Genomic DNA, 25,586 nt, shown 5'->3' on the forward strand with positions numbered 1-25,586 from the left:
ATATAATTAGGGAGATAGCCTCAGTCATAACTTCTTCGCAATGACGTTTAGACAGATTGTCGCGCTCGTGCCTCGCTGGCAATGAGGTAAATGAAAAAAAATGAAAATCATTCAACTTATACAAAAGCCTCAGCGAAGAGGAGCGGAGATCTTTGCAGCTCAACTAAGTGAGCAGCTTAAGCTTACTGGAAATGAGGTTTTGTTGATTAGTATTTTTGAAGGTGAATCTGACCTACCTTTTTATGGGAAATGGATAAGGTTAAATAGACCGATTGGATATCGGTTTTTTGATTTTAAAGGGTGGAAACAATTTTCGAGAATTGTCAAAGATTTTAATCCAGATATCATTCAGGCAAATGCAGCTGATACCCTTAAGTTTTCAATTTTCTCCAAAAGGTTATTCAAATGGAAAAATCCTTTAATCTATCGCAACGCAAACCAGATGGGGGATTTTATCAGAAATGGTTTTCATAAAAGCTTCAATCAATGGCTTTTAAATCAGGTGGCGGGAATAGTTTCGGTATCAAAAGCCTCAGCAGAAAACCTTCATAATACTTTTTGCTACCCTTTGACTAAATCAATCGTAATTCCAATTGGAATAGATTTGAATGAAATTGATCTTAAGCAGAAAGAGAAAACATTGATCAACTTACCTGAGAACTTCTTACTGCAAATTGGAGGTCTAGTGCCTGAGAAAGATCCTTTAGGTATGTTAGCTATTTTCTCAAGGATTTCTGCAACTCACCAAGATTTACATTTAGTCTTTCTGGGATCTGGCATTCTTCGTGAGAAATTAGTAGAAAAAGTAGAAGAGCTAGATATAGAATCTAAAGTGATCATGATTCCTGCCCTTGAAAATATTTTTCCCATTTTAAACAAAGCCACAGCCTTGGTATTGCCTTCTAAAATAGAAGGTCTACCGGGAGTTATTTTGGAAGCTATGTATTGCAAAGTTCCTGTGATTGCTTATGATGTAGGAGGCATTGGTGAAGTAGTAAATAAATATAGAGGATGGTTAGTGTATTCTGGGGATTCTAAATGTTTTGAAAATGAATTGAATCATCTAATTCACACTACCGATTCAGAACGTTGTGCTTTGCTCTCAACAAGTTCGCAATTCATAGAGGAGCACTACTCTATTTCCAAAATTTCAACTCAATTCGAAGCGTATTTTAATCAATTATAAATGAGGCAAAAACTTTTAAAAATTTTTCGATCCAAGGTGCTCCAGCCTTTATGGATAAAATTACACCACATTTCCTTGATAGGAATGAATTATTTTGGAGGAGCTTCTCTGAATCATAGCGGTGAGATTTTCGCTTTGAATTATATGAAAGAAAAATTGAAAGGGAAGGGTAAGATTCTGATTTTTGATGTTGGAGCGAATTCAGGTGAATATTCTATCCTAGCAAATGCATTATTTGAGGATACGGGAGTAATACACGCATTCGAGCCATCTAGTTTTACCTTTAAGATATTAGAGGAAAAAACAGAGAATTATCCTCAAATAAAGCCGCATAAATTAGGGGTAGGAAGTGAAAACACATTACTGAAATTGTACTCAAGTGGGAAAGGTAGAACAACCGCTTCAGTTTATAATTTAGCTTACTCACTAAATAATTTTAGTGAAGAATTTACTGAATCAATAGAAGTGACATCCGTTGATACGTTTTGTAGAGAGAATGATATTGAAGCTATTGATATTTTAAAAATAGATATTGAAGGCCATGAATTAGCTGCTATTAAAGGAGCTAAGAATATGATTGAATCAAATTCCTTGAATTTTATACAATTTGAATTTGGCAAATGTCACATAGATTCAAAAGTCTTCTTCAGAGACTTTTACGAACTATTGTCCCCTGGATTTAAATTGTTTAGGATAGTTGCTGATGGATTATTTGAAATTAAAAATTATGATTCCAGCTTAGAAATTTTCCATACGGCTAATTATTTAGCTGAAAGGAAAACTCCTTTTAAAAGTTCAATTTAAATTATAGGAAATAAGTAATTTTTAGTGATACATAATAAAATCAAAATTCTTCATTTAATTAAGAGTTTAGGTAGAGGGGGCGCTGAAAAACTCATTCCAGAAACAGCTTTGGTCCATGATCAAAAAAGATTTGAATTCCACTGCCTGTATTTCTATCATCAGAAAAATAACATAGTGGATGAACTGGAATTAGCCGGGATAAAGGTGCATTTAATTCCAACAGGAAATTTGGGCTTGTTTTTTCAGGTAAATAAAGTTAGAACTTTTGCGAAGGAATTGGGTATCGATATTATCCATGCTCACTTACCTTGGGCTGGGATTTTAGCTCGTTTTGTAGGGAATAAATTAAATATCCCAATTGTCTACACTGAGCATAATACCTGGGAGCGCTATAATAAGCTTTCGTATTGGGGTAACCGCATGACCTTTAAGCAACAGGATATAGCTATTGCTGTTTCCAACGAAGTTGCCCTCTCCATGCAGCTCAATTCCATGATTGATCCTTACCAGCGTGGCGGCAGAATGAAGATTAAAGTGATCCAGAATGGGGTGAATACAGATGTGTTTAGGAGAATAGATATCGGGATCTCCAATCCGGAGCAAACTCCCCCTTTAAAAAGGGGGGCAGGGGGGATTTTCACGGATCAGAAAGTCGAACTCCAAATCCCACAAGACGCCCAAATCATCGGCATCGTCGCCGTTTTCCGGGATCAAAAGCGCCTCTGGCTTTGGATTGAAACAGCATTGAAAATACTGGATATTTGTCCTGATACACATTTTCTTATAGTAGGAGATGGGGAGTGGAGATCAAGGCTGGAAAGACAGATAGAGGAATCAGGAAAATCAGCTCATTTCCACTTGGTAGGAGTGCAAAAACAGGTGATCCCCTATCTATCCATCATGGATATTTACCTCAGTACATCTGAATTTGAAGGTTTGCCTATTGCTATGCTGGAAGCCATGTCCTGTGAAGTACCCGTAGTAGCTACCAGAGCAGGAGGAATAGGCGAGGTGATTCAGCATGGCGTCCAAGGTTTCTTATCTGAGATCGATGAATACCAGGAATTGGCAGGATATTGCATGCAACTCCTAAATAATGAAAGACTTCAAAAATCCATGTCCCATGCTGCCCGTGAGCGTGTAGTAGCTCAGTTTAGTATGAAGAGAATGGTAGAGGAATTAGAGGGGGTATATGAGTCTGTGATTGCCAAATGACTTATTTTAGAAAAAGTAGCGTAATTGGATTTCTGTCAGATAGAACCAATTCGTGTCAGGTTGAGCGTAGACGAAACCCACACCACTGCCTTTCTGTTTTCCGCCAATTCCAATTTGAATTCCTTACCTTAATTTCAAATTCAACAATTTCAAATTTCAAATTCAATCATTTTAAATTCACGAAGTGCTCGGTGCCGTAGTCCTTATCCTCCTTCTCTTTGGTATTAGCCAACCTATTCTGGGAAATCTCCAGAAAGAGCATAATTGGGTTAAAGCGGGTTTGCTCAACCAGATGTTCTGGTATCATATGTTTTTTGGATTAGTGTATTGGACTTATAGCCAGTTTAATAGATCTGATTCTCAGATGTATTATTGGTATACAAAGACCTCTACTAATTGGTATGACAATTTTCACGCTGGGACTGAATTCGTTCATTGGCTGTCATATCCTTTTGTAAAATGGTTTGGGTTCAATTATGATATGATGATGTTCCTCACTACCTGGTTAGGGTTTTGGGGCTTCGTTTATTTCTACCTATTTTTTAAAGAGAACCTGAGATTTAATCCAAAATTTGAGGGTTGGGATGCCATTACCATCTTTATGTTTCTACCCAATATGCACTTCTGGACCGCCTCTCTGGGAAAAGGAGCGGTTATTTTTGCAGGGATTGGGTTTTTAGTTTATGGTCTTTCCTGGCCCATAAAAAGGATTCCTCATATTGCATTTGGGAGTTTTCTTTGCTATATGGTAAGACCACATATTCTCTTTGCAATTTTGATTGGAATGGGAGTAGGCTTTGTTTTGGGGCGTGAAAAAGTACCGATCTATCAAAAGTATTTGGTGGTCCTATTTGCGATAGGAATGAGTATTTATGTGTATGAAGATTTGATTAAATTTTTGGGTTACGATCCAAATAATCTGGTAGATAGTTTTGAGGAGGAAACTGCCTTAAATAGAGGTAGACTAGTAACTTCGGGGTCAGGGGTAGATATGGGGTCTTACAGTATGCCTATGAAGCTCTTTACTTTCTGGTTTAGACCCCTGTTTGTTGATTCTCCAAATGCCTTAGGAATAGCAATTTCTTTTGAGAATGCCCTTTATATCTACATGTTTAGTAAGATTGTTCGTAAGGACTTTCTAACCTATATCAAGATCGCTCCCGCCATGGTAAAGATGTCTGCGGTAGTATTTATCTCCATCTCCATCTCCATGACCTTTGTGATGTCAAATCTGGGCATTATCATTCGCCAAAAATCCCAGATCATGTACTTTATGCTCTTTGTGGTAGTCGCCTTTATGGATTGGCAAAAAACCACCCGCATCAAAAAACGCGGCGAGATCTTTAATAGAATAGTGGAGGAGGAGCGAAAGAATCTGGAGCTAGCGGAATCAACAAATAACAACTAACAACTAACAACTAACACCCAACAACTAACAACTAACCCCCATGTCCCCCGGCACCTTCACCATCTCCCTTGATTTCGAACTCCTATGGGGAATCTTCGATAAAATTGGAACTGCCTACAAGCCCTCTTACTTCCTAAATACCCGGCAGATTGTGCCAATTATGTTGGAGAAGTTTACCACAGCTAATATCCAGGCTACCTGGGCTACTGTAGGGATGCTCTTTGCAGAAAATGAAGAAGAGTGGAGAGCATATTCCCCGGAGTTTTTACCATCCTACCGTGATAGAAAATACTCCGCCTATGAATGGGTGAAAAAGAATGGCATTAGACCTGAAGTTCATTTTGCGCCAGATCTGATTCAGCAAATCATTGATACCCCAGGTCAGGAATTGGGCTCCCATTCCTTTGCCCATTACTATACCCTGATGCGTGGTCAAAGCCCCGAACAGTTCCGTGAAGACCTAAAGGCCACCCAAAAAATCTCCCAGGATAAGTTTGGGAAGAAACTTGAATCCTTGGTTTTTCCCCGCAATCATATAAATGAATTGTATCTGGGGATCTGTGTGGAGGAGGGGTATAATTATGTGCGCGGGAACCCAAAAAATTGGTTTTGGCAGGAGACCCAGCATGAGAATTTAAGTAAGAAAATATTCCGCTCTGCTGACTGCTTTTTTCAGGTTGGGGCTAAGACTTCATATCCACTGGATGAGGTGAAGATTTTCGAGGATGAACCAGTAATCATCCCAGCATCCAGAATTCTTCGGCCACAACAGCAGAGTAATTTTATAATGAACAAGAGTCGCATGTTACGTATTAAGTCAGAAATGGAACATGCAGCAAAGAATAATGAAGTCTATCATTTGTGGTGGCACCCACATAATTTCGGAGCAAATCCTGAAAGTTCTTTAGCTGAATTGGATGAGTTGATTACGCATTTTTCCCAGCTACAAGCGGAATATGGCTTCCAATCCAAGAATATGCGTAGAGTAGGTCAGCAAATAAAAGAGATGGCTGTAACAGTCTAGTTTATAATTGCCCAATATTTCAAAAACCTCAGACCCCAGGATCTGAGGTTTTTTTGTTTCCATATCCATGTAACCTTTGAGGTGTCATCCCGAACTGCCATCGGCAAGAGAGGGATCTCCTCGAAGGTTTTTTGATTTGAACATTACTTTTGTCACCAGTCCCCCGCCGCCGTTCGTGTCCGCAGCCGTTCGTTTCACGAATGGCCCCAGCAAGCGCAAGACCGCTGTTCGGGATTACAAATCCCGAACCATTATCGTAGGATTTCCAATCCGACAACAACCAACTAGCGCAAGTCTCATGACTTGTGCTTTTGATATTGCAGTCTCCTGACTGCCTCCTCTGTTGTCCTGCTTCTCGAGAAGCTGGACTCAACTGTTATGGATTTGTAATCCCGAACCATTATCATAGGATTTCCAATCCGACAACAACCTTCCTTTCTTACCAAAAATCGTCCATCCCACATCCGAAATCCGAAATCGATTCAGTTTTCATCTTGCTGGCATAATGCCTTCGTCTCCGAATGACGATTTCGGGCCAGCGCTGGTTAACAATTACAACCTTATTCCCAGGGTTGAAACCCTGGGCTACCAATAGGTCGTCCCTACAGGACTTTTTCATATTGGTATTTATCAACGATGTAGGGGCGAATCAACATTCGCCCGTTAGAACAGGGCCTCTGTTGTCCCACGATCCATGGTCTGTGTCGCACAGACCACCTAGCGCAAGTCTCATGACTTGTGCTTTTGATATTGCAGTCTCCTGACTGCCTTCGTTTTAATATTTTTGCTCACAGATCATTTCACAATGGATCCGTTTTCCATCTTGCTGGCACCACGAATTCATCTCCGAATAATGATCCTGGGCCAGCGCTGTTGAACGAATACAACCATATTTCCAAAGTTGAAACCCTGGGCTATTACTGTTGCATGCCTTCAGCATGCTCTTCATATCCAACTATCGCCGCAAACGCCAACCGCTAACCGGCATCCGCGAAACGAAAATGCAATGGTAAAACCTCCGCTGTTCGTAAGGGTGCGGTGGGAAGCTGAAATAGCGGGGCAGGCGGCTGGAATTCGGGTTGAAGCATTATTTCAGCAAGCCTTTTGGTTACTTTTGGGCTCAAAAGTATCAGAGAAGATGATATGGATCTCACATCCGAAATCCTATATCGATTCGGTTTCCATCTTTTGCCTGCCCGCCGTGGCGGGGCAAAATGCCACATCTCCACTAGAGGATTCCGAGCCAGCGCTGTTGAAATATCATGCTCCGTTTCAACCTAGGGCTGCGTCGTACCTCCTTACCCTGGGCTATTAATATTGCATGCCTTCAGCATGCTTCTCATTTCCAACTATCACCGCAAACGCCAATCGCCAACCGACAACTTTCATTCATTTTAAATTTTAAATTCCTTCATTTTAAATTCTTAATTTCCTCCGTTTCCATCTTGCTGGCTTGACGTCTTCGTCTCCGAATTATGATCCTGGGCCAGCGCTGTTGAATTATTACATCCTTAAACACCGGGTTAAAACCCGGATCTACCCATCTTGAATACCTACGGCATGCTCTCCAAATTCCAGATCTCTTACCATTTTAAATTCTTAATTCCTTCATTTTAAATTGTAACAACCCACACCTGTCCGCCGTGGCGGAACCCACAACCAACAACGAATATCTTCCACCAATTTTAAATTCTCAATTCTCAATTCCTCCCACACCTGACACCTGACACCGGTCACCGGTCACCCAACAACCCACAACTAAAAAACCTCCAAATCCCCCAAACTCCAACCCCAAGGCTGCTGTAGTAAATCCTCTGAAAGTGCTACTTTCCTAAGCGTTACCTCTGGACCTATAGACATCACAGGCATTAAACCCATTTCTATAGGCAACTCTTTTCCAAACTGTAAACCAGAATAGGAGGTGAACCTGACTTTCTCATTTTTTTCAATAGTTTTCAATAGTTTGTTCAGCTGTTTTTTTTCATTTTGACTAAATGCTGGCAGTGAAAAGAAATCAACTATTCTAAGTTCCCTGCCAATCTTTCCTTCCTTAATTCTATAAATCAAGAGATAAGTTTCCCCATCGCTAATAAAATGGTAAGGGAATAATGGACATAGCACGTAGCGCCAGTGTATGTAGCCTCTGACTAGATTTGTGCTAATTAATTCAGAAGTTTTTTTCGAATGTTCTATTTCTTGGATCAGTTGACTGATGCTACTCCAGTTGCTTTCCTGAGTATGGCTTTCACTTTTTCCTAGACTTAAAGGGAAATGAATTTTCAGCGGCAACTTCCCCCATTTTTCCCAACCCATCTTCAGGTATCCCGACATACTCTGGACATTGGGTGTGTTATAAATCAAATCCACTCCTTGATTTTTGATTTCCTCTATCAGTGAAAGAGTGAGCTTTTTAAAAATCCCCTTGCCCTGATACTCAGGGTGAATTGCTGTGTCTACCGCCCTGCAGGCTTTGAAGATTTTTTCCCCCTGGTGAAATTCCCATCGTAAAAATACCCGTACACCACAGATGATTCCATTTTCCTCTGCCACGAGCACAGGCGATTCTCCAAATGGATTTTCCACATGTTTCCAGTTCCAAAGAGCCTCTGATTTTGGGATTAGACTTTCACCCAAAGAAGCCTTTAAAAGATGAATAATTACGGGTAAATCGCCTGGAATAGCCTTTCTGATCTGCATGGGTTGAAGATAGGAAGATTTTTTATTTGGGTTTAAGAGAGCTTTGAATGGATTTATAGCTGAAAGATCATTTGTGTGATTTCACTTGCGCTAGTCCTAAAGGGTACTTGCCGCAGAATGTTGCTGCAATTAAATAATCTAAAAGGCTAATCGTCTAACTGAATTCCCGTTTCCATCCTCCTGCTTTTACTTTCTTATTAGAATAGGAGAATTCCGGGCAGGAGGGGGGAATACGTTAATCTATCCGACTACAATGGATTGATCCCTTTGGGGCCATTATGTTGCTTTCACCCATCGGCCATCCAACACCCAACATCCCACATCGGTCATCCGTCATCCAACACCCAACATCGGTCATCGGCCATCCAACATCCCACATCTCACATCCTATTTTAAATTCATAATTCTCACATTTTAAATTCCTACATCGGTCATCGGCCATCCCACATCGGTCATCGGCCACCCAACAACAAACAACTAACCCCCATACCCCTTCTCCTGAAGTATTTTTATATATTTGATCCAAGCTAAATTTATGCTTCTAGAATGAAGAAAATCCTTTTTGTACTCAGCATTGTGATTTTTGCCACAAGTTGTATCAGTAACAAACGAATCACCTATCTGCAAAATCTTCCAGATAATACCCCTATAGATCTAAATGAATTTATTCCATACGCAGAAGTTGACTATCAATACGTATTGCAACCCTATGATATTGTTTCGATTGATTTTGCGACTTCTGACCCTGAATTGATTGAAGCATTTTCCTTCCAAAATTCTCAGAGTATGGGTGGTATGGGAGGTAGCGGAGGCGGTGGTGGTGGAGGTTCTGACCCCTTGTATTTCCGAGGTTATTCCATAGATCAAAAAGGAGATGTGGAAGTTCCAAAACTCGGGAAAATCAATATCGCTGGACTAACAGAAGAGCAAGCCAAAGACAAAGTGCAACTTGAAATCAACAAGTTTTTCAAGGAAGAGATCTATGTCAAACTAGGAATTGCAGGCATAAGATATACCACGCTTGGGGAGTTTAACTCAGTAGGTGTCAATGTGATATATAAGAATAGGGCAACTATTTTTGATGCCCTGGCTAACTCTGGTGAAACCACCCTCTTGGGTAAAAAAAATAAGCTATTCATCATCCGCCAGTACGACGGTGGAACTAAGATTCATCAGATCAATCTAAATGATAGAGCACTATTGGCAAGTCCATTTTATTTCATCCAACCTAATGATATATTATATATGGAACCAATGAATATCAGGCAATTTGGTAACGCAGATAACCTGACCGCATCCCTAGCTCTTTTTGCAGGTTTGCTAGCTTCCACACTTTTAATTATTAATTTGGTAACGGGTAATTAGTTGATATGGAGAAGTTAGACTTAAGCCAGTTAGATAACGAAGAAAAAGCACTGGAGATCAGGTACGTGGTCGCCAAGTACATTCGCTATTGGCCTTGGTACCTACTTTTTATTACGATCTTCCTCATCGCTACTTTTCTTTTTCACCGCTATACAGTGGACGAATATGAAGTGTCAGGCTCCATGGTGATCAAAACTAACACTTCTCCTGAAGCTCGTATTTTAGATAGATCTAATATATTCTCTACAGGACTCAATCTTGAGAATGACATCCTGCGGTTAAGATCAAAAGGTTTGGCCCACCAAGCACTAGAAAAACTTCATTTTGACGTGGAGTACTATGCCAAAACCAACATAAAAGCGATTGAATTGTATGACCGCTCTCCAATACGCATTGAAGTAGACTGGAATCATTTTCAGGTGTCAGATGTCCCTATTCAGCTGGAGATATTGTCGGAGAATACCTTTCGCCTCACTAAAGAAGAGAGTGGATTTATGGATTTTAATTCCGCCATGGCCGCTGGAGATGAATCCATTTATGACAAGACCTATTCTTTTGGAGAGAAAATAGAAACTACCCGATCTAAATTTATTGTGCACTTGGTAAATCCAGGAAGGACGAATGAGGTCTTAGTTTTTAAGCTTAGAAACCCAAGTTCCCTGGAAGATACCTACGCTAGATCAGTACAGGTGAGTTTGCAGAATGAATACAGCTCAGTGCTTCGATTGAGTACTACCACCAAAGTAGTAGAAAAAGGAAGGGATTACATCAATGCTTTGATGGAATCTTACATAGCATTTGACCTGAGCGAAAAGAATAAGATTCAGGAGAATACACTGGCCTTTATCGAAGAACAACTAGGCTTTTTGGAAGATTCCCTACAGCAAAAGGAACGGGAATTACAGGATTTCAAGGTTGAAAACAAACTATTGGATGTTTCAGCTGAGTTTTCCAACATACTCGGCAAGATGAATACCCTCGATGAGATGAATGCCGAGATTGATTACCAATTGGAATATTTCGAGCAGATCCGTAGCTATATGGAGCAAAAGAGTCGGGATTTTTCTGATGTGATAGCTCCTTCAGTCATAGGAATTCCTGATCCCTTGTTGAATGGGCTGATTCAGACCCTGGTTACCCTCTCTCAAGAACGTAGAAAGTTGCTTGCTACCGTCAATGAAAATCATCCGGAAGTGCTGAAAATCGATGTGCAGATGGATAAAACGCAGGATTTTCTTTTTGAGAATGTGGTGAATCTTATTGAAAACACCAAGCAGAAAAAGAAAAGCATCCAACGGGATATCCAGGTTTACGATGCTGAATTTTCTACACTGCCGGAATCCGAATCTAAATACTCAGGGATTTTCAGGGAATTCAAACTCCGTGAATCTCTCTATACCTACCTCCTTGAAAAACGAGCTGAAGCTGGAATTGCAATGGCCTCCAATGTTTCTGATAACGCCATCTTGGATGCTGCAAGACGAGGAACTTTGATATTCCCTAAGAAGCAACAGAACTATGGTTTGGCAATTGTCCTAGGCTTTTTGATTCCTTTTGGGTTTGTGGTAGTGAGGGATATTTTTGACGATACCATCAAAGATCAGCGTGATCTGAAAAAACACTTCATGATTCCTCAGCTGGGAATCGTAGGATACAGTCTTAAGGATACTAATAAGGTGGTATTGGACTTTCCTAAATCTGCAGTTGCAGAATCCTTCAGATCTCTTCGATCGGCAATTACCTATTTGGCAAGTGGAAAAAACACCAAAATGATCTTGGTTACCTCCTCTGTGTCAGGAGAAGGCAAGACGTTTACCTCCTTAAATCTGGCTTCGGCCATGGCCTTAGGCTCTAAGAAAACGGTGGTAGTAGGAGGGGATTTAAGAAGACCTAAACTTGCTTCCTATTTTGGGGAGTCAGATCGAGTGGGGTTATCTACTTACCTCATTGGAAAAGTTGAGGCGGAAGCAATTGTGATGCCTTCCACCCATGAGAATTTATGGTTTGTTCCTTCAGGAGTCATTCCTCCTAATCCTGCAGAATTGCTGCAGACACCAAGACTTATAGAGTTTTTGGAATACCTAAGATCCAATTTTGATGTAGTCATTTTTGATACTCCTCCAATGGGACTGGTGTCAGAGACGATTGATTTAATGAGGCTTTTTGATATCAATCTATACGTCGTAAGACAGAATTACACAGTAAAAGATCACTTGGTGATGATCAATGACTTATTTAACAATAAGCAGGTTAAGAATGTATATGGAGTTTTTAATGGTATTGTGAATTCAGGGTACCATTACGAAGGTTACAATTATGGTTATGGTAATACTTACTTGTACTCTCAAAACAATAAATACATGTACAATTACTATGGGGATGACTTGGAGACCAAAAAGAAAAAGATCAAAAAAAGTAATAAGAATATCCTTCAGCGTCTGAAAAAGGCCTTTAAGATGAAATGAGACAGGTTAATACACTAAATCACAGGAGTTAGGTCAGCTTTTCCAGTTAACCTACTCACCTTTGCACTCTTAAATAGGAGTTTGCCAAACAATCAGTTAAGATTATGCTTACCACAGCCGCTCTAATTCCCGCCAGATACGCTTCTACACGTTTGCCTGCCAAACTTATCCAGGATCTTGGAGGGAGGTCTGTAATTCAACGAACCTACTTAAGCACCTTGGCTACAAAGGTCTTTGATGAAGTGTGGGTGGTAACAGACCATCCCGAAATCCAAAAACAGATTGAGGAAGTTGGTGGGAATGTGTTTTATAGCGAAACAGCCCACGAAAGTGGCTCCGATAGAATAGCGGAGGCTCTGGAAAAAGTGGAAGCCGGGATCATTGTGAATGTGCAAGGAGACGAACCCTTTCAGGACAAGAAGTCTTTGGAGGATTTGGTGGCTGTTTTTGAGGATAAAGCAGTAGAAATAGCTTCCCTGAAAACCCTGATTTCGGAGGATGAAGCACAAAACCCAAATTTTGTAAAGGTTATTTCGGATTTAAAAGGAGATGCCCTGTATTTTTCAAGATCACCAATTCCATACAATCGGGATAAAATCAGAGAACTTCAGTATTGGAAGCATATTGGAATTTATGCCTACAGAAGGGAAGCCTTGGTTCATTATACTTCATTGGAGAAAAGTACGCTGGAGAAGGTTGAAATGCTTGAGCAATTAAGGCTGCTTGAAAATGGGTTTAAGATTAGGATGGTTTCCACAGTTCATCATTCAGTTGCCATAGATACCTTGGAAGATTTGGAAAGAGCCAGAAGTATTCTGGGCTTGAGGAATTAAGGGTCAAGGGGGGCGATTATCTGACATCGGTCATCTTGCTGGCAAAACGCCACATCTGCCAAAGACATCTCTGGGCCATCGCTGATGAACTGACCTAATTTTTTTCACTGGGTTAGCCCCGAGCTATCGGGGCCTTGGCTACAAAGGTTAGATCACTAAGAGGCCATTATGTTGCTTTCACGCATCCAACACCCAACATCGGTCACCGGACATCCAACATCGGTCACCGGACATCCAACATCCGTCACCGGTCATCCAACATCCGACATCGGTCACCCAACATCGGTCATCCGACACCCAACATCGGTCATCCAACATCCGACACCCAACTCTCTCCTCCCCATTAGGGGTCGGGGGAAACACCCCACAACCAAGCCTCAAAATAACTCCCAACCAAAAAACTAAATTAGTTTCTACTATTTATTTACTCATTTACTGGATAATTTACCTTTCGGATTGTTTTCTAAATCCGCTATATTTTTAAAAAGTAACCAATAACCACAAATGACCAATACTTCATCACCATTGGAAGACGGTTCTAAATTGAATTCCCCAAATGGCATACAATTTTTGAATAAGGATACAGAAGTTGAGTTTGATGGCATTAGCAAACTTGCCTGCATGCTCACCACCTGTTCTACTTCCCTCATTTATTTTTTTGAGGATACAAAGGCTTGGATTAAATCTAGCTACGGCAATAAGGAGGGTATAAAATCAACAGATTTAGATTATAGTTTTGATGAGTTGAAGGATACAGATATCCTTTTTCTGCAAACTAAAGAGCAATCCTTAGCTGATAAAGGGTTTAATTTTTTTGCAGCTATTCCAATTAGTAGTAGCAAGGGAGAGATTATGGGGGCTTTAGCTGTACTGGATAAGCAAGAGAAGATACTTCATGACGAGCAAATCTCAGGGCTTCAGATTCTAGCAGGCGGATTGAAAAGCTTGCTGAGAGATAAAAGTACCAATCAGGAGCTAACCCAATATGAAAAGCTCTTTAATTTATCTTCAGACCTAGTTTGCGTTGCGGGAACGGATGGATTCTTTAAGAAAATAAGCCCTTCCTTTCAAGACATCCTTGGTTGGGGAGATGATATCCTATTAGGTAAGTCTTTCTTTGAATTGATTCATCCAGATGATCTGGATAAAACTGCTCAAGAAATAGAAAAACTTTCCGCAGGTATTCCCACCATCAATTTTTCGAATAGGTTTTCCACGCTGCATGGTTCCTACAAAGTAATCCAATGGAGAGCTTCTCCTGAACATGAAACCGACTGCATTTTTGCAATAGGAAGGGATATTACTGAGGAGAGAAAAAGAGAATTAGAGCTGGTGGAAAGTGAGGAAAAACTTCGGATGTTTTTTGAAAATTCCCAAGGCCTCATGTGCACCCATGATTTGAAGGGTAGGTTTCTATCAGTCAATTCTTCAGGAGCTGCGATTTTAGGATATACAGTGGATGAAATACTTTCTAGGACGCTTTATGATATTGTGCCCAAGGAAAAGTATCCCGACATGGATAGTTATTTGGAAACTGTGGCCACTAATGGGAAACTAAAAGGGCAGATGCAAACTCTCCACAAAGACGGTTCAAATCGGTTTTGGCTTTTCAACAATATTCTAGATAAAGGCAGCAGAGAAGGGGAGCCATATGTCATCGGAAATGCTATAGACATCACAGAAAGAGCTAGACTTGAAGAAGATCTGAAAGAGGCTCGATGGCTATTGGAAAAGACTGGAAAGATGGCTAGGGTAGGTGGCTGGAATGTGGATCTAGTCAATCAAAAAGTAATTTGGTCTCCGGTGACAAGGTTAATTCATGAAGTAGCCGAGGATTATATACCTGACATTGCAAAGGGAATCGAATTTTATAAAGAAGGAGAAAGCCGGGATGCAATCATAGCAGCAATGGATAATGCTGTTGTGAATGGAGAGCCTTGGGACCTTGATTTGCAACTCGTCACAGCAAAAGGTAACGAGTTGTGGGTTAGAGCTATAGGTCAGGCTGAATTTAAAAATGGAGTTTGTACTAGGGTCTTCGGAACTTTTCAGGACATAGATACCAGTAAAAAAAATGAACTTGAAATTGCCAGCGCTAGAAAATTATTGGACAATGTTTTTAGCGCCACTTCTGAAGTAAGCATTATTGCCACAGACCTGGATGGTGTCATTACTATTTTTAATGTAGGGGCCGAAAAAATGTTTGGCTATTCAGCTGAAGAAATCGTAGGGAACTATACCACCTCAATTTTTCATTCTCCCGAAGAGACCGAAAAGCTCTCTACTGAGCTATCAAAGGAATTTGGAAGGCCAATTACAGGTTTTGATATTTTCAAATCCAAGTCGGAAAGAGATGGCTCTGACAAGCAAGTTTATACTTTTATTACCAAAGACGGCAAAGAGCGTATCGTTTCTTCAGTAGTAACTCCAATTAAGAATGCCAATCAGGAAAGTATAGGTTACTTAAATATCGCCATTGATATCACAGAAAATAGAAAAATCGAACTCGCTCTTTTCAATGAAAAGAGTAGGTTATCTGCCTTTGTCGCGCATACCCCAGCTGCTGTGGCCATGCTGGATCAGGAAATGAAATACATCGTGGTAAGTAATAGATGGGAAGAGGAATATAATTTCAAGGCAGAACAGGTGATAGGCAGATCACATTATGAGATTTTCGGAGAACTCATGAATGAAGAACGTCTTTCTAATTACTCACGGGTTCTCGATGGCGAAGTCATAACTAGAGAAGAAGAGGAAATTGTGTTTCCGGGAGAGATAGAGCCTAAATTCATTTCCTGGGAGATGCGACCTTGGTACTTACATACTGGAGATGTGGGGGGCATGGTGGTTTTTACTCAAAATATTACCCCTTTAATAGCGCAGCGCGAAGAGTTAAAGCGTGCCAAAGAAGCCGCTGAAGAAGCCAGTGTGGCAAAATCTGAATTTTTGGCCAATATGAGCCATGAAATCAGAACTCCATTAAATGGGGTAATAGGATTTTCTGATTTAGTGCTGAAAACCAAATTGAATGAGACCCAGCATCAATACCTCTCAATTGTCACCCAATCAGGAAATGCCCTACTGAGTATCATCAACGATATTTTGGATTTTTCCAAAATAGAAGCAGGAAAGCTGGAGCTGGATGTAGAGAAATGTGATCTGTATGAAATGGCCTCACAGGCTACAGATATCATTATCTATCAGGTTCAAAGTAAAGGATTGGAAATGCTTCTCAATATATCAGGTGACCTACCTAGGTTTATCTATGCGGATGCAGTTCGCCTAAAACAAGTCTTGGTAAACTTGCTGGGCAATGCATCCAAATTTACCGAAAAAGGAGAGATAGAGCTTAAGATCGAAAATCTAAACATAGTGGACGATCAATACACCATTCGGTTCTCTGTACGAGACACTGGAGTTGGTATAAATCCGGTCAAACAAACCAAGATTTTCGAGGCATTCTCACAGGAAGATAGCTCTACTACCAAAAAGTATGGGGGAACTGGCCTTGGACTTACTATTTCAAACCGCCTTTTGGGCTTGATGGGGACGCACCTTCAATTGATATCCAGTCAGGGGAAAGGGAGCACCTTCTTTTTTGATGTAACCTTACAAGCGGAGGAGGGCGAACCTGTAGACTGGGTGGATATAGCTCAAATCAAGAAAGTACTGGTGGTGGATGACAATGAAAATAACAGACTCATAGTCACCCAGATGCTGCTATTGAAAAATATTCAGACCAGCGAAGCTACCAATGGCCTGGATGCTCTTCAGTTATTAGCTACTGGTGAACGATTTGATGTCATCCTAATGGATTATCACATGCCTTTTATGGATGGACTGGAAACAATCAAAAAGATTAAGGAGATTTTTGTGGAGGATTTGGATGAGATGCCAGTCATTTTGTTGCAGAGTTCATCTGATGACCGAAAAATCATCCAAAGCTGTAAGGAATTGGGAGTGAAGCATCGCTTGATTAAGCCTTTGAAACTTCAGGATTTGTACCACGTGCTGTCTCGCCTGAATTCTCATAAGGAAGAGCCAGTTCAGGTACAGGGCGAGCCTGTTAATCAGAAAGAGTTCAGGTTTAAAATCTTGTTGGCGGAAGACAATAAAGTCAATATGATGCTTGCTGAAACAATTATCAAGAATAATTTCCCTAGGGCTATCCTCCTGAAAGCAGTCAATGGACTAGAGGCAATAGAGACTTTTAAACTGGAACAGCCAGATATTCTCCTCATGGATGTGCAAATGCCTGAAATGAATGGCTATGAGGCCACCCGAAAAATCAGAGAACTTACTGACTATAAAAAGATACCTATAGTAGCCATCACAGCGGGAAATGTAAAGGGTGAACGAGAAAAATGTTTGGCGGCAGGGATGGATGATTTCGTGGTCAAACCAATCGTGGAAGAGGTTCTGCTCAATGTATTTGAAAAGTGGTTGGACTTTCCGAAAACTGCCCCGGTAGATTCTAAGTCAGCCGAGAAGCAGATGGAAGAAAATCGGTATGACCCAGGGGTATTAATTAAGTATACAGGGAATGAAACCTTGGTATTGGCAAGAATTTTAGAGATTGTAGAAGACGAATTGATTGATTTTCTGGAAGATACCAAAGAAAAAATAGCCAAAGAGGATTTGGAAGGACTCAATGAATCTGGGCACAAACTCTACGGTACTTCCGTATCATCTGGAATGTCTGTTTTGGCAAAAATGGCAACTGACCTGGAGACGCTCAAGCAATTCGATAAACAGCATGAATTGGACAGGTATGAGCTTTTTCGCAAAGAAATAGAGTGGATAATCAAGCAAATCCAATCCCAAAGGGAGGGTTTGGATTCCTGACTTTCCTTACTAAATCCTTAAATTAAATTAAGTTTCCCCATCAGTTCAGCTCTCTTCGATCTGCTGATTGGGATCACTGATTTCTGGATTAGGATAGTATTGTCTTGTATGTCTATGATTTTCTTGAGATTGATCACATAGGATCGATGCACTTTGAAAAAAATGTCTACAGGAAGTTTTTCGATGATCTTGCTGAGCGTTGTGTGAACTCTGTATTCTTCCTTGTCTAATTTGATCAAGACATAGTCACCTTTTGCCTCGATAAAGTTCACTTCACTGGTGTTTATGTTTATCAGGCGCTTGTCAATGTTGATATAAAATTGATGCTCACCTGTTTTCGTTGGATTTTCACCTTCCGACGAGTTACCTGTAGAGTTAATTAATTTCTCTGCCTTTTTAATCGCCTTCTTAAATCGAACCTGGTCAATTGGTTTACTCAGATAATCAATAATACTTTCATATTCGAACGCTTCAATAGCAGAGTTCCGATCTGAAGAAGTCAAAATAATATGTGGAGGGTTCTTTAGCGTTTGTACAAAATCAAACCCAGTAAACCCTGGCATGTGGATATCTAAAAATATCAAATCCACCTTTTCCTTATTTAGAAATATAAATGCCTCCATGGCATTGGAAAAAGTCCCCGTCACTTCCCAATTAGTTTCCCTACTGCATAGAAATGCCAAGATCTCTCTAGACACGCGTTCATCATCAATGATAATGCAGTTCATAGTTAATCATAATGTTCAGGAAGAAATTTAAGTATTTTAGTTACGATTTCCTGAAAATCTGATTGATATTTTAGTTTTCCGCTTCTTAGAGAGCTTTCGTGCTCTTCAGAAATGGAAACAGAGGCATGCATCTGAAAGAAGGCTACCTTCTGCTTGATTTTGTGAACGATATCAGCTGCCCAATAAAAGTTCTTTGTACGAATAGCATTTTGGTAAGCATTGTATTCCTCGGGTAACTCCTCAATCAAAATTTTAAATATTTTCATTTCAAAAGTTGAATTGCCATTCGATAATTCTTTTAAATACGTCAGAGAAGGTTTTTCCATGTTTACTCGGATTAGTGAAGCCTCACCAGGGTTTAAATGGGATGGATAGGGTATAATCATTCATTGTGGATTCTAGAGATAATTGTCTGATCTCATATACCTCAGATTGAAAATCCTGAAACAGGAAGGCAAAAACCCAAGATTTCGATTTTTTTATATGCACTAAATTTATCTCGCCTGCGTGTGATTCCATGATTTGGACTGCACGTGCGATAAAACTCGTGAAGAGTTCTGTGATTTGGAGTAGGTTTCCTTGGATGATGGGAAGGGTATTGTCCACCTTGATCTTTAAGGAGGCTTGCCCCTCAAACTCAACAAGAATTGACTTGATCAACTGATAGCTGTCTATAATCTGATCGCTGGTTACATGTTCCGGTTGGAACAAATGTAGGTCTGTTGAATTTACCATACTTTCTTGTTTTATAATTTGATGGGGCAAGCGGGGGGGTGACAAACAACTTACTCTCCTCTTACTTAAACTGAATTAGTTTTTTCCAATACTTAAATATCTGAATAACAGTGCTTTTATATTGTGTTGATGAATGTGACTTGAGAATATAACTCGCAACTCCCAGCTCATAGCATGTCCTGATATCCTCTGGGTCATTAGATGTAGTAAATGCAATGGTCGGGATATAATTGAGAGCTGGGTTAGCCTTTAATTCCTTAAGAAATTCAAATCCGTTTTGGCCTGGCATATATAAATCTGTCAAAATCAAGTCTGGAAGTTGCTTGCTTCTTTCTAAATGATTCATAGCTTCATGGCCATCACCTACTATATATAACTCTGCTGTTATAGCCAATTGCTCGATTGTTTTCATAAATCGAAACTGCTCCAGTATATCATCTTCTAGTAATAGGACTTTCACTTCTTTTTTTCTCAAAGGTCGTAATTGAGAAATGGTCAATCTGTGAAATAAGGCAGGATAGGGTAGCCTGAAGGTGAAATGCCAGTACCTATCGACGAATGGTTTTCGAAAGAACTTGTTTTAGAGTGTCTGGTACTCAGAACTATAGTCAGACCACTTATAAAACTCATGGATGCTTGTGTAATGTTGGATTGCACTATAGGTTTAAAAATCCTTATATTTTCACTTAGTTAAGAAGCTGAATGATTAGTAAGACTAGTTGCAGGAGAATTTATGCCAACACTTTTTCCTAAAGACCATCAAAAAGTCATTTTCCAATTATCTAATAACTTGTTGAAGCTAGTCTGCTAGCATCCTTTTTAGCTAGCTTTGGTATTAATAAACCCCATTCTTAGTGAGCGCATATAATAATAAATGGAATTTTCCTTCAGGCGACAGCAAGCTGTTGGAGCTATATAAAACTAACAATTGGTCAGATACTTCCTTAGGCGATCCTCAATCATGGCCAGTCGATTTGCGCGCTATGCTCAATATGACTCTGGAGAATCCCTTGCCGATCTGTATTTTTTGGAGTGGCAAGTTTATTCAGTTATTTAATGAAGCATACGCAGGGATACTGGGAGATGGTAACTGTGCCGCAGTTCTAGGTAAGGAAGCAAAAGAGATTGGCTTGCAGAAATGGCAAAAGATTGCTCCAATTTTGGAGAAGGTGAAAGGTGGAGAATATGTCCGTGTTTCTGACTCCAATCTATCTGCAAAAGACGGGTATTTGAGTGAGAAATTTTTTGACTTTACCTACAGTCCTATCCGGGATACTGCAGGAGTAGTAGCTGGAGTAATCTGCATGGCTGTGGAGATTACCGAGCGAAAATTAGTGGAAGAAAAGTTAGTAGAAAGTAGGGAACTCCTGCATTTTGCCATAGAATCAGTGGATTTGGGTACCTGGGATTACAATCCCCTAAGCAGTAAATTCTCAGCAAACGATATTCTCAAATCTTGGTTTGGCTTGACTCCCATGGAGGAAATTGATTTGGAGCTTGCCTTGAACGTTATTGCTCCAGAAGATAAAGACCGGGTTTCCAAAGCAATAGAAACTGCCTTAAAATATGAATCCGGGGGTAAATATGATATAGAATACGCCATAGTTAACCCCTTGGATTCAGAAAAGCGAATCGTGCATGCCAAAGGAAAGGCTTGGTTTACCGACGATAACGTGTGCTACAGACTGAACGGTACAATGGAAGATGTCACACCGCAAGTATGGAATAGAAAAGCTATACAAGAGCAGGAAAAACGGATTCGCAGTATTGTAGAGAATGCACCCTTTCCCATAGGTGTCTACGAAGGGGATGATCTAATTATTACATTGGCCAACCAGTCAATTTTAGATGTTTGGGGAAAAGGTAATGACGTAATAGGGAAGTCTTATCGGAGTATTCTACCCGAACTGGAAAGTCAAGAAATATTCGAGCAAGTTTATGGAGTCTTTGCTTCAGGTGTACCGTTTCACGCAAAAAACCAACAGGTTGATTTGGTTATAAATGGTGAGCTAAAGCCTTTCTATTTCAATTATAGCTTTACTCCGCTGTATAATACTTCAGGTGAGATCTATGCAGTCATGAACACGGCAGCTGAAGTGACCGATATGCACTTGGCCAATCTCATGCTTGAGGAAAGTGAGAAAAGGTTTAGAAATTCTGTTCAGCAGGCTCCTCTAGGTATCGCAATTATTAGAGGGGAAGATTACCTAGTTGAAATGGCCAATGAAAATTACCTGCTTTTGGTGGACAAAAGTGAAGAGGATTTTATTGGTAGACCCCTATTTGATTCTCTTCCTGAAGTGAAAGAGGATGTGGAATATATTTTTGAGGATATAAAATCCAGTGGTAATCCTTTTTATGGAAATGAGTTCCCAGTTACGCTCAATAGATATGGGAAAAAAGAGCTGTGTTACTTCAACTTTGTCTATCATCCTCTAAAGGAACAAGACGGGGAAATCACCGGAATCATGGTAGTAGCGACTGAGGTCACTGCCACTGTAGAAGCCAAACACCTACTTCAAGAAAGTGAAAAACACTTCCGGAATATGGTGATGCAGTCGCCGATTCCGATGACTATTCTTCGTGGTGATCAATACATTATTGAGTCGGCAAATACAGCCATGTTTGAGACTGTATGGTACAAAAAGCCTGATGATTTGCTCGGGATTTCACTCTTGGATGCATTTCCAGAACTGAAGGATCAGAAATATCCAGAATTACTTCATCGTGTATTTACAACGGGAGAAACGCACAGCGAAAAAGAATCGCTGGCCTTGGTAGAAGGTGATGAAGGTTTAAAACGATTCTATTTGGACTTCGAATACGCCCCTATGTATGACATGGATGGAAATGTGTCTGGGATTATGATTACAGTTCATGATGTGACCGATATGGTCGAAGCTAGGCTGAAGGTGGAGAAAAATGAGGAGCGCCTGAATATTGTAGTAGCAGCTAGCGAATTGGGTGTTTGGGAATACGATTTAGCAACCACAAAAAGCATCATTTCCGGCAGATGTAATGAGATCTTTGGGTTTTCAAGAGATGAGTCCCTTCCATATTCTGTGATGGTAGATGAATTACATCCGGAGGATTTGCAGAAGGTAATGAAAGCTTACGAGCAATCCTATAGCACAGGAAATATCCATTACGAATCCAGGATAATTTGGAAAGATTATTCCACCCATTGGATTGAAGTCCGTGGCAGGGTGTTCTTTGATCAGGAAGCAAAGCCTGAGCGTATGGTGGGTACCATCAGAGACGTGACTGCTGAAAAGAATTTCCATAAACTTCTTTTGGAAAGAGAAGAGAAATTCCGACTGCTGGCGGACTCCATGCCTCAACTCATCTGGACCTCAGATGAAAATGGTGTCATGAATTACTACAACAAAGCAGTTTATGATTATTCTGGACTCACCTTCAATGATCTTGCTGGTGATGGTTGGGCAACAATGGTACACCCGGATGATAGAGAGAAAAATATGAGCAGTTGGCTACATTCTATTTCCACAGGTGAAAAATACAATGTAGAACACCGATTTAGGAATGCAGAGGGAAATTATCGCTGGCATTTGAGTCGCGCATTGCCTCAGCTCGACGATCAGGGTGAGGTCAGAATGTGGGTGGGGTCCAGCACAGACATTCAGGAGCAAAAACTCTTCACTGAGGCATTGGAAGAGCAGGTAAAAGCCCGTACCATAGAATTGAACAAGAAGAACGTTGACCTTGAGAAGATGAATAAGGAGTTACAATCCTTTGCTTATATCTCTAGTCATGATTTACAAGAACCCCTGCGGAAGATCCAAATGTTCTCCAGTATGCTCTTGGAGGATGAATATGAGAATATGAGTGATAATGGTCGGGACATGTTTGATCGTATGCAGAATTCGGCTAAAAGAATGCAGACTCTGATCCAGGATTTATTGGCCTATTCCCGTACAAATAGTCATGAGCGAATATTCGAAGTAGCCAAGGTAACTGATATCATAGATGAAGTAACAGATGATCTGCGGGAAGAACTTCAGCAAAAAGGAGCCATCGTAGAAGTAGATGCCATATGCTCAATCAAAATTATCTCGTTCCAATTCAAGCAATTATTATCCAATCTCTTCACCAACTCACTTAAGTTTTCTTATCCTACCAAAGCTCCAGTGATCAAGATTTCCTGCCAACCGGTGTCTGGGAAGGAAACTGGGAGAAAGGATCTGGTTTCCAAACAACTATACCATCATATCTCATTCTCTGATAATGGGATTGGTTTTGATCCTGAATACAGCGAGAAGATTTTTGATGTATTTCAACGACTTCATAGCAAATCCGACTATGTGGGCACTGGTATAGGTCTATCTATCGTGAAGAAGATCGTAGATAATCATGGTGGATTCATCTATGCAACGGGTGAATCCGGGAAAGGAGCATTATTTGATATTTATATTCCTGCCTAATGGCATAGTAAAAACCTTCTATTGAAGTATTTATAATGTATATCTGCATTTCTGCCAGAAAAAGGATTCTATCCTGATTTTAATGGAGTTGACTTTTGATCAGTTGATGCTGATGGTTTCCGGAGGTTATCCTCCGGATGAGTAGGCCTTTTAGGAATTTTAGGTTTTGTACTGGATAGAATGCCGTTAAGTAAATGACTTGGGCCAGGTTTTGGGAGGGAGTTATTTTTAAGAGTGAGATTCAGTAGAAAATACCGCTGTCTTGCTGTTTAAAATGAATAAGAAAAGGTAACAGCGGAAAGAAATGACCGAGGCTCAGGGCTTTTTGCTTACTTTTTGGCTGCCAAAAAGTGACAAACATAAAACCAATATCAAACGGAAGAAGGTGTAAAGAATGTTGAATTTTTGAAGAAAAAAATTAAACAATGATAAACAGAAGCTATATAAAGGATTATAAAAAAAAGTTCATCAGTAGATTTGAGAACACTTCTGTCACCAGTATCGCATAGGTGGAGGTTTTCTATCTATTTGATCAGAGGAATTTTTGCTTCTGCCATCATTGCGAATACTAACTTTATTTATACACTTATGGGAAAGCAATTAGATTCTATCACTCCTGAATTGATGGAGTTTATTTCAGAGCAAAAACTATTTTTTGTAGGTACTGCCGCGGCAGATGGGAGGGTGAATGTATCTCCTAAAGGAACTGATTCATTCCGGGTAATAGATGGTAATAAAATCATCTGGCTCAATTTGACAGGGAGTGGGAATGAAACTGCTGCCCATCTGCTTAAAAATACCCGGATGACAATAATGTTCTGTGCCTTTGAAGGGAAGCCTATGATTTTGAGATTGTATGGTCAGGCAAGGATCTTCCATGTGCGTGATCAGGAATTTCAAGACTACATCTCTTATTTCCCGGAAAATACTGGCTCAAGACAGATTATAGAAATGAGCGTTGACCTTGTCCAGACTTCCTGCGGATTTGCTGTGCCTTTTATGGATTATAAGGCAGAGCGGGAAACATTAAATTCCTGGTCTAACAAGCAAGGAAAAGAAGGAATAGCTCAATACTGGGAGAATAGAAACACCAAAAGCATTGATGGTTTTGAAACCAACATACTCCAAGACTGAACAGTAGTGTCGCTCAAACCTGGTTAATGGAGAAACCCATTATAAATTCAATAGGTATATCCGCTTTTCTACCAGTCAGATGGCAATAGCAATGTAAGAAATGTTAAACGTAAGAATTGAGGCCACTTCAGCCTGTCCCACCACGATGGGAGTCTTCGGTCACTTGTACTGAGCGTTACCGAAGTATCGGTCTTTCACCCTGATAAGCAAAGAATCTAAGATGATTGGCATCATTGAGGATAATCATAAAATTCAAAATCTTTGATTCTAATCCTTGCTCACTGGGATTGATATGCTACACTTAGGAGCTCAAAGGGAGAAACTCCTAATTTTCTAAAAAAAGCTGTGGCTGCTTACTTTCGTGAAAATTGTGAATAGGGCTTTCCGGTAGCTCTTCCACTAAATTGTATAGATACAATTTACCTTTTGCCATCAAGAAGGTTTCTGATTCATCTAGAGCGCAAATGCCAACTCTCACGTTTTCCATGTTTTCAACGATGTAAAACTCACATTTTCCGGAAGAAATTCCTTCAATAGCTTCTTGGATGGTATACGTCCAATTTTCTCCATTTTCATTGAATCCACCTATATGTGAGATGTCACCCTCAAAAGCTCCGCTTTTTACTTTGTTTACAAATAGCACTCTAAATCTTTTCATGGCTTGTCGTAGTTAGTTGTGCTAATATGCATTTTCATACGTGAACT

At 40.2% G+C, this 25,586-nt stretch carries 18 protein-coding genes; 11 read left to right on the forward strand and 7 right to left on the reverse strand.

What is annotated here, in order from left to right; translation table 11 throughout:
* Positions 1-100 precede the first annotated feature (100 nt).
* Genes AACZ87_RS14975 through AACZ87_RS14985 form a run of 3 tightly spaced genes read left to right on the forward strand, consistent with a single transcriptional unit; the run spans position 101 to position 3,205 of the window.
* Entirely contained in the window at positions 101-1,186 is a 1,086-nt protein-coding gene (locus AACZ87_RS14975) for a glycosyltransferase family 4 protein (protein ID WP_339868386.1), read from the forward strand.
* Positions 1,187-1,990 carry an FkbM family methyltransferase gene (locus tag AACZ87_RS14980; RefSeq protein WP_339868388.1) on the forward strand — a complete coding sequence of 268 codons (804 nt, stop codon included), beginning with the start codon at positions 1,187-1,189 and terminating at the stop codon, positions 1,988-1,990. It begins immediately after the preceding gene.
* Between the two features lie 24 nt (positions 1,991-2,014).
* Positions 2,015-3,205 (forward strand): glycosyltransferase, encoded by a 1,191-nt coding sequence (locus AACZ87_RS14985; RefSeq protein ID WP_339868390.1) that lies wholly within the window; start codon positions 2,015-2,017, stop codon positions 3,203-3,205.
* Positions 3,206-3,371: 166 nt separating this feature from the next.
* Here the strand turns inward: AACZ87_RS14985 and AACZ87_RS14990 are convergent, their stop codons facing one another.
* Positions 3,372-3,512, reverse strand: a complete 141-nt coding sequence (locus AACZ87_RS14990) for a hypothetical protein (protein WP_339868392.1) — start codon at positions 3,510-3,512, stop codon at positions 3,372-3,374.
* On the opposite strand from AACZ87_RS14990, the gene AACZ87_RS14995 reads away from it, so the two are divergent.
* Together AACZ87_RS14995 and AACZ87_RS15000 are read left to right on the forward strand one after the other, a co-directional pair.
* Positions 3,498-4,613 carry a hypothetical protein gene (locus tag AACZ87_RS14995; protein WP_339868394.1) on the forward strand — a complete coding sequence of 372 codons (1,116 nt, stop codon included), beginning with the start codon at positions 3,498-3,500 and terminating at the stop codon, positions 4,611-4,613. The two genes, AACZ87_RS14990 and AACZ87_RS14995, sit on opposite strands and share 15 nt — an antisense overlap.
* A gap of 40 nt (positions 4,614-4,653) precedes the next feature.
* Positions 4,654-5,637 (forward strand): polysaccharide deacetylase family protein, encoded by a 984-nt coding sequence (locus AACZ87_RS15000; RefSeq protein WP_339868397.1) that lies wholly within the window; start codon positions 4,654-4,656, stop codon positions 5,635-5,637.
* Positions 5,638-7,395: 1,758 nt separating this feature from the next.
* Here AACZ87_RS15000 and AACZ87_RS15005 read toward each other — a convergent pair.
* On the reverse strand, positions 7,396-8,334 hold the full coding sequence (locus AACZ87_RS15005) for a GNAT family N-acetyltransferase (protein WP_339868399.1): 939 nt from the start codon (positions 8,332-8,334) through the stop codon (positions 7,396-7,398).
* 546 nt (positions 8,335-8,880) lie between these two features.
* On the opposite strand from AACZ87_RS15005, the gene AACZ87_RS15010 reads away from it, so the two are divergent.
* The 4 genes from AACZ87_RS15010 to AACZ87_RS15025 all read left to right on the forward strand — a co-directional run bounded on the left by AACZ87_RS15010 (position 8,881) and on the right by AACZ87_RS15025 (position 17,842).
* Positions 8,881-9,699 carry a polysaccharide biosynthesis/export family protein gene (locus AACZ87_RS15010; RefSeq protein WP_339868401.1) on the forward strand — a complete coding sequence of 273 codons (819 nt, stop codon included), beginning with the start codon at positions 8,881-8,883 and terminating at the stop codon, positions 9,697-9,699.
* Between the two features lie 5 nt (positions 9,700-9,704).
* Positions 9,705-12,164 carry a polysaccharide biosynthesis tyrosine autokinase gene (locus AACZ87_RS15015; RefSeq protein WP_339868402.1) on the forward strand — a complete coding sequence of 820 codons (2,460 nt, stop codon included), beginning with the start codon at positions 9,705-9,707 and terminating at the stop codon, positions 12,162-12,164.
* Between the two features lie 104 nt (positions 12,165-12,268).
* A complete protein-coding gene (kdsB, locus tag AACZ87_RS15020; protein WP_339868404.1) occupies positions 12,269-12,997 on the forward strand; it encodes a 3-deoxy-manno-octulosonate cytidylyltransferase in 729 nt (242 codons plus the stop codon).
* A gap of 504 nt (positions 12,998-13,501) precedes the next feature.
* Positions 13,502-17,842 carry a PAS domain S-box protein gene (locus AACZ87_RS15025; RefSeq protein WP_339868406.1) on the forward strand — a complete coding sequence of 1,447 codons (4,341 nt, stop codon included), beginning with the start codon at positions 13,502-13,504 and terminating at the stop codon, positions 17,840-17,842.
* Positions 17,843-17,859: 17 nt separating this feature from the next.
* Here the strand turns inward: AACZ87_RS15025 and AACZ87_RS15030 are convergent, their stop codons facing one another.
* The 4 genes from AACZ87_RS15030 to AACZ87_RS15045 all read right to left on the reverse strand — a co-directional run bounded on the left by AACZ87_RS15030 (position 17,860) and on the right by AACZ87_RS15045 (position 19,780).
* Positions 17,860-18,570: a LytTR family DNA-binding domain-containing protein gene (locus tag AACZ87_RS15030; protein ID WP_339868407.1), complete on the reverse strand. Its 711-nt coding sequence runs from the start codon at positions 18,568-18,570 to the stop codon at positions 17,860-17,862.
* Positions 18,571-18,572: 2 nt separating this feature from the next.
* Positions 18,573-18,896 (reverse strand): hypothetical protein, encoded by a 324-nt coding sequence (locus tag AACZ87_RS15035; RefSeq protein ID WP_339868409.1) that lies wholly within the window; start codon positions 18,894-18,896, stop codon positions 18,573-18,575.
* A 22-nt stretch (positions 18,897-18,918) separates the two neighbouring features.
* Positions 18,919-19,305, reverse strand: coding sequence for a hypothetical protein (locus AACZ87_RS15040; protein WP_339868410.1), 387 nt, complete (start codon positions 19,303-19,305; stop codon positions 18,919-18,921).
* Positions 19,306-19,366: 61 nt separating this feature from the next.
* A complete protein-coding gene (locus tag AACZ87_RS15045; protein WP_339868412.1) occupies positions 19,367-19,780 on the reverse strand; it encodes a response regulator in 414 nt (137 codons plus the stop codon).
* 379 nt (positions 19,781-20,159) lie between these two features.
* On the opposite strand from AACZ87_RS15045, the gene AACZ87_RS15050 reads away from it, so the two are divergent.
* Together AACZ87_RS15050 and AACZ87_RS15055 are read left to right on the forward strand one after the other, a co-directional pair.
* Positions 20,160-23,747 (forward strand): PAS domain S-box protein, encoded by a 3,588-nt coding sequence (locus AACZ87_RS15050; protein WP_339868414.1) that lies wholly within the window; start codon positions 20,160-20,162, stop codon positions 23,745-23,747.
* Between the two features lie 588 nt (positions 23,748-24,335).
* A complete protein-coding gene (locus AACZ87_RS15055; protein WP_339868416.1) occupies positions 24,336-24,881 on the forward strand; it encodes a pyridoxamine 5'-phosphate oxidase family protein in 546 nt (181 codons plus the stop codon).
* 325 nt (positions 24,882-25,206) lie between these two features.
* On the opposite strand, the gene AACZ87_RS15060 is transcribed toward AACZ87_RS15055, so the two are convergent.
* Positions 25,207-25,539, reverse strand: coding sequence for a hypothetical protein (locus AACZ87_RS15060; RefSeq protein ID WP_339868418.1), 333 nt, complete (start codon positions 25,537-25,539; stop codon positions 25,207-25,209).
* Positions 25,540-25,586 lie beyond the last annotated feature (47 nt).

The sequence above is a fragment of the uncultured Algoriphagus sp. genome (genome assembly GCF_963974365.1).
In the GTDB taxonomy this organism is placed as follows: domain Bacteria; phylum Bacteroidota; class Bacteroidia; order Cytophagales; family Cyclobacteriaceae; genus Algoriphagus.

Excerpts from the sequence above, each read along its gene's own strand:
- AACZ87_RS15000 (WP_339868397.1), top strand. The coding sequence starts at position 4,654 with ATGTCCCCCGGCACCTTCACCATCTCCCTTGATTTCGAACTCCTATGG.
- AACZ87_RS15010 (WP_339868401.1), top strand. The coding sequence starts at position 8,881 with ATGAAGAAAATCCTTTTTGTACTCAGCATTGTGATTTTTGCCACAAGT.
- AACZ87_RS15005 (WP_339868399.1), bottom strand. The coding sequence starts at position 8,334 with ATGCAGATCAGAAAGGCTATTCCAGGCGATTTACCCGTAATTATTCAT.
- AACZ87_RS14995 (WP_339868394.1), top strand. The coding sequence starts at position 3,498 with ATGTTCTGGTATCATATGTTTTTTGGATTAGTGTATTGGACTTATAGC.
- AACZ87_RS15030 (WP_339868407.1), bottom strand. The coding sequence starts at position 18,570 with ATGAACTGCATTATCATTGATGATGAACGCGTGTCTAGAGAGATCTTG.
- AACZ87_RS14990 (WP_339868392.1), bottom strand. The coding sequence starts at position 3,512 with ATGATACCAGAACATCTGGTTGAGCAAACCCGCTTTAACCCAATTATG.
- AACZ87_RS14980 (WP_339868388.1), top strand. The coding sequence starts at position 1,187 with ATGAGGCAAAAACTTTTAAAAATTTTTCGATCCAAGGTGCTCCAGCCT.
- AACZ87_RS15040 (WP_339868410.1), bottom strand. The coding sequence starts at position 19,305 with ATGGTAAATTCAACAGACCTACATTTGTTCCAACCGGAACATGTAACC.
- AACZ87_RS15025 (WP_339868406.1), top strand. The coding sequence starts at position 13,502 with ATGACCAATACTTCATCACCATTGGAAGACGGTTCTAAATTGAATTCC.
- AACZ87_RS15060 (WP_339868418.1), bottom strand. The coding sequence starts at position 25,539 with ATGAAAAGATTTAGAGTGCTATTTGTAAACAAAGTAAAAAGCGGAGCT.
- kdsB (WP_339868404.1), top strand. The coding sequence starts at position 12,269 with ATGCTTACCACAGCCGCTCTAATTCCCGCCAGATACGCTTCTACACGT.
- AACZ87_RS15015 (WP_339868402.1), top strand. The coding sequence starts at position 9,705 with ATGGAGAAGTTAGACTTAAGCCAGTTAGATAACGAAGAAAAAGCACTG.
- AACZ87_RS15055 (WP_339868416.1), top strand. The coding sequence starts at position 24,336 with ATGGGAAAGCAATTAGATTCTATCACTCCTGAATTGATGGAGTTTATT.
- AACZ87_RS14975 (WP_339868386.1), top strand. The coding sequence starts at position 101 with ATGAAAATCATTCAACTTATACAAAAGCCTCAGCGAAGAGGAGCGGAG.
- AACZ87_RS15035 (WP_339868409.1), bottom strand. The coding sequence starts at position 18,896 with ATGGAAAAACCTTCTCTGACGTATTTAAAAGAATTATCGAATGGCAAT.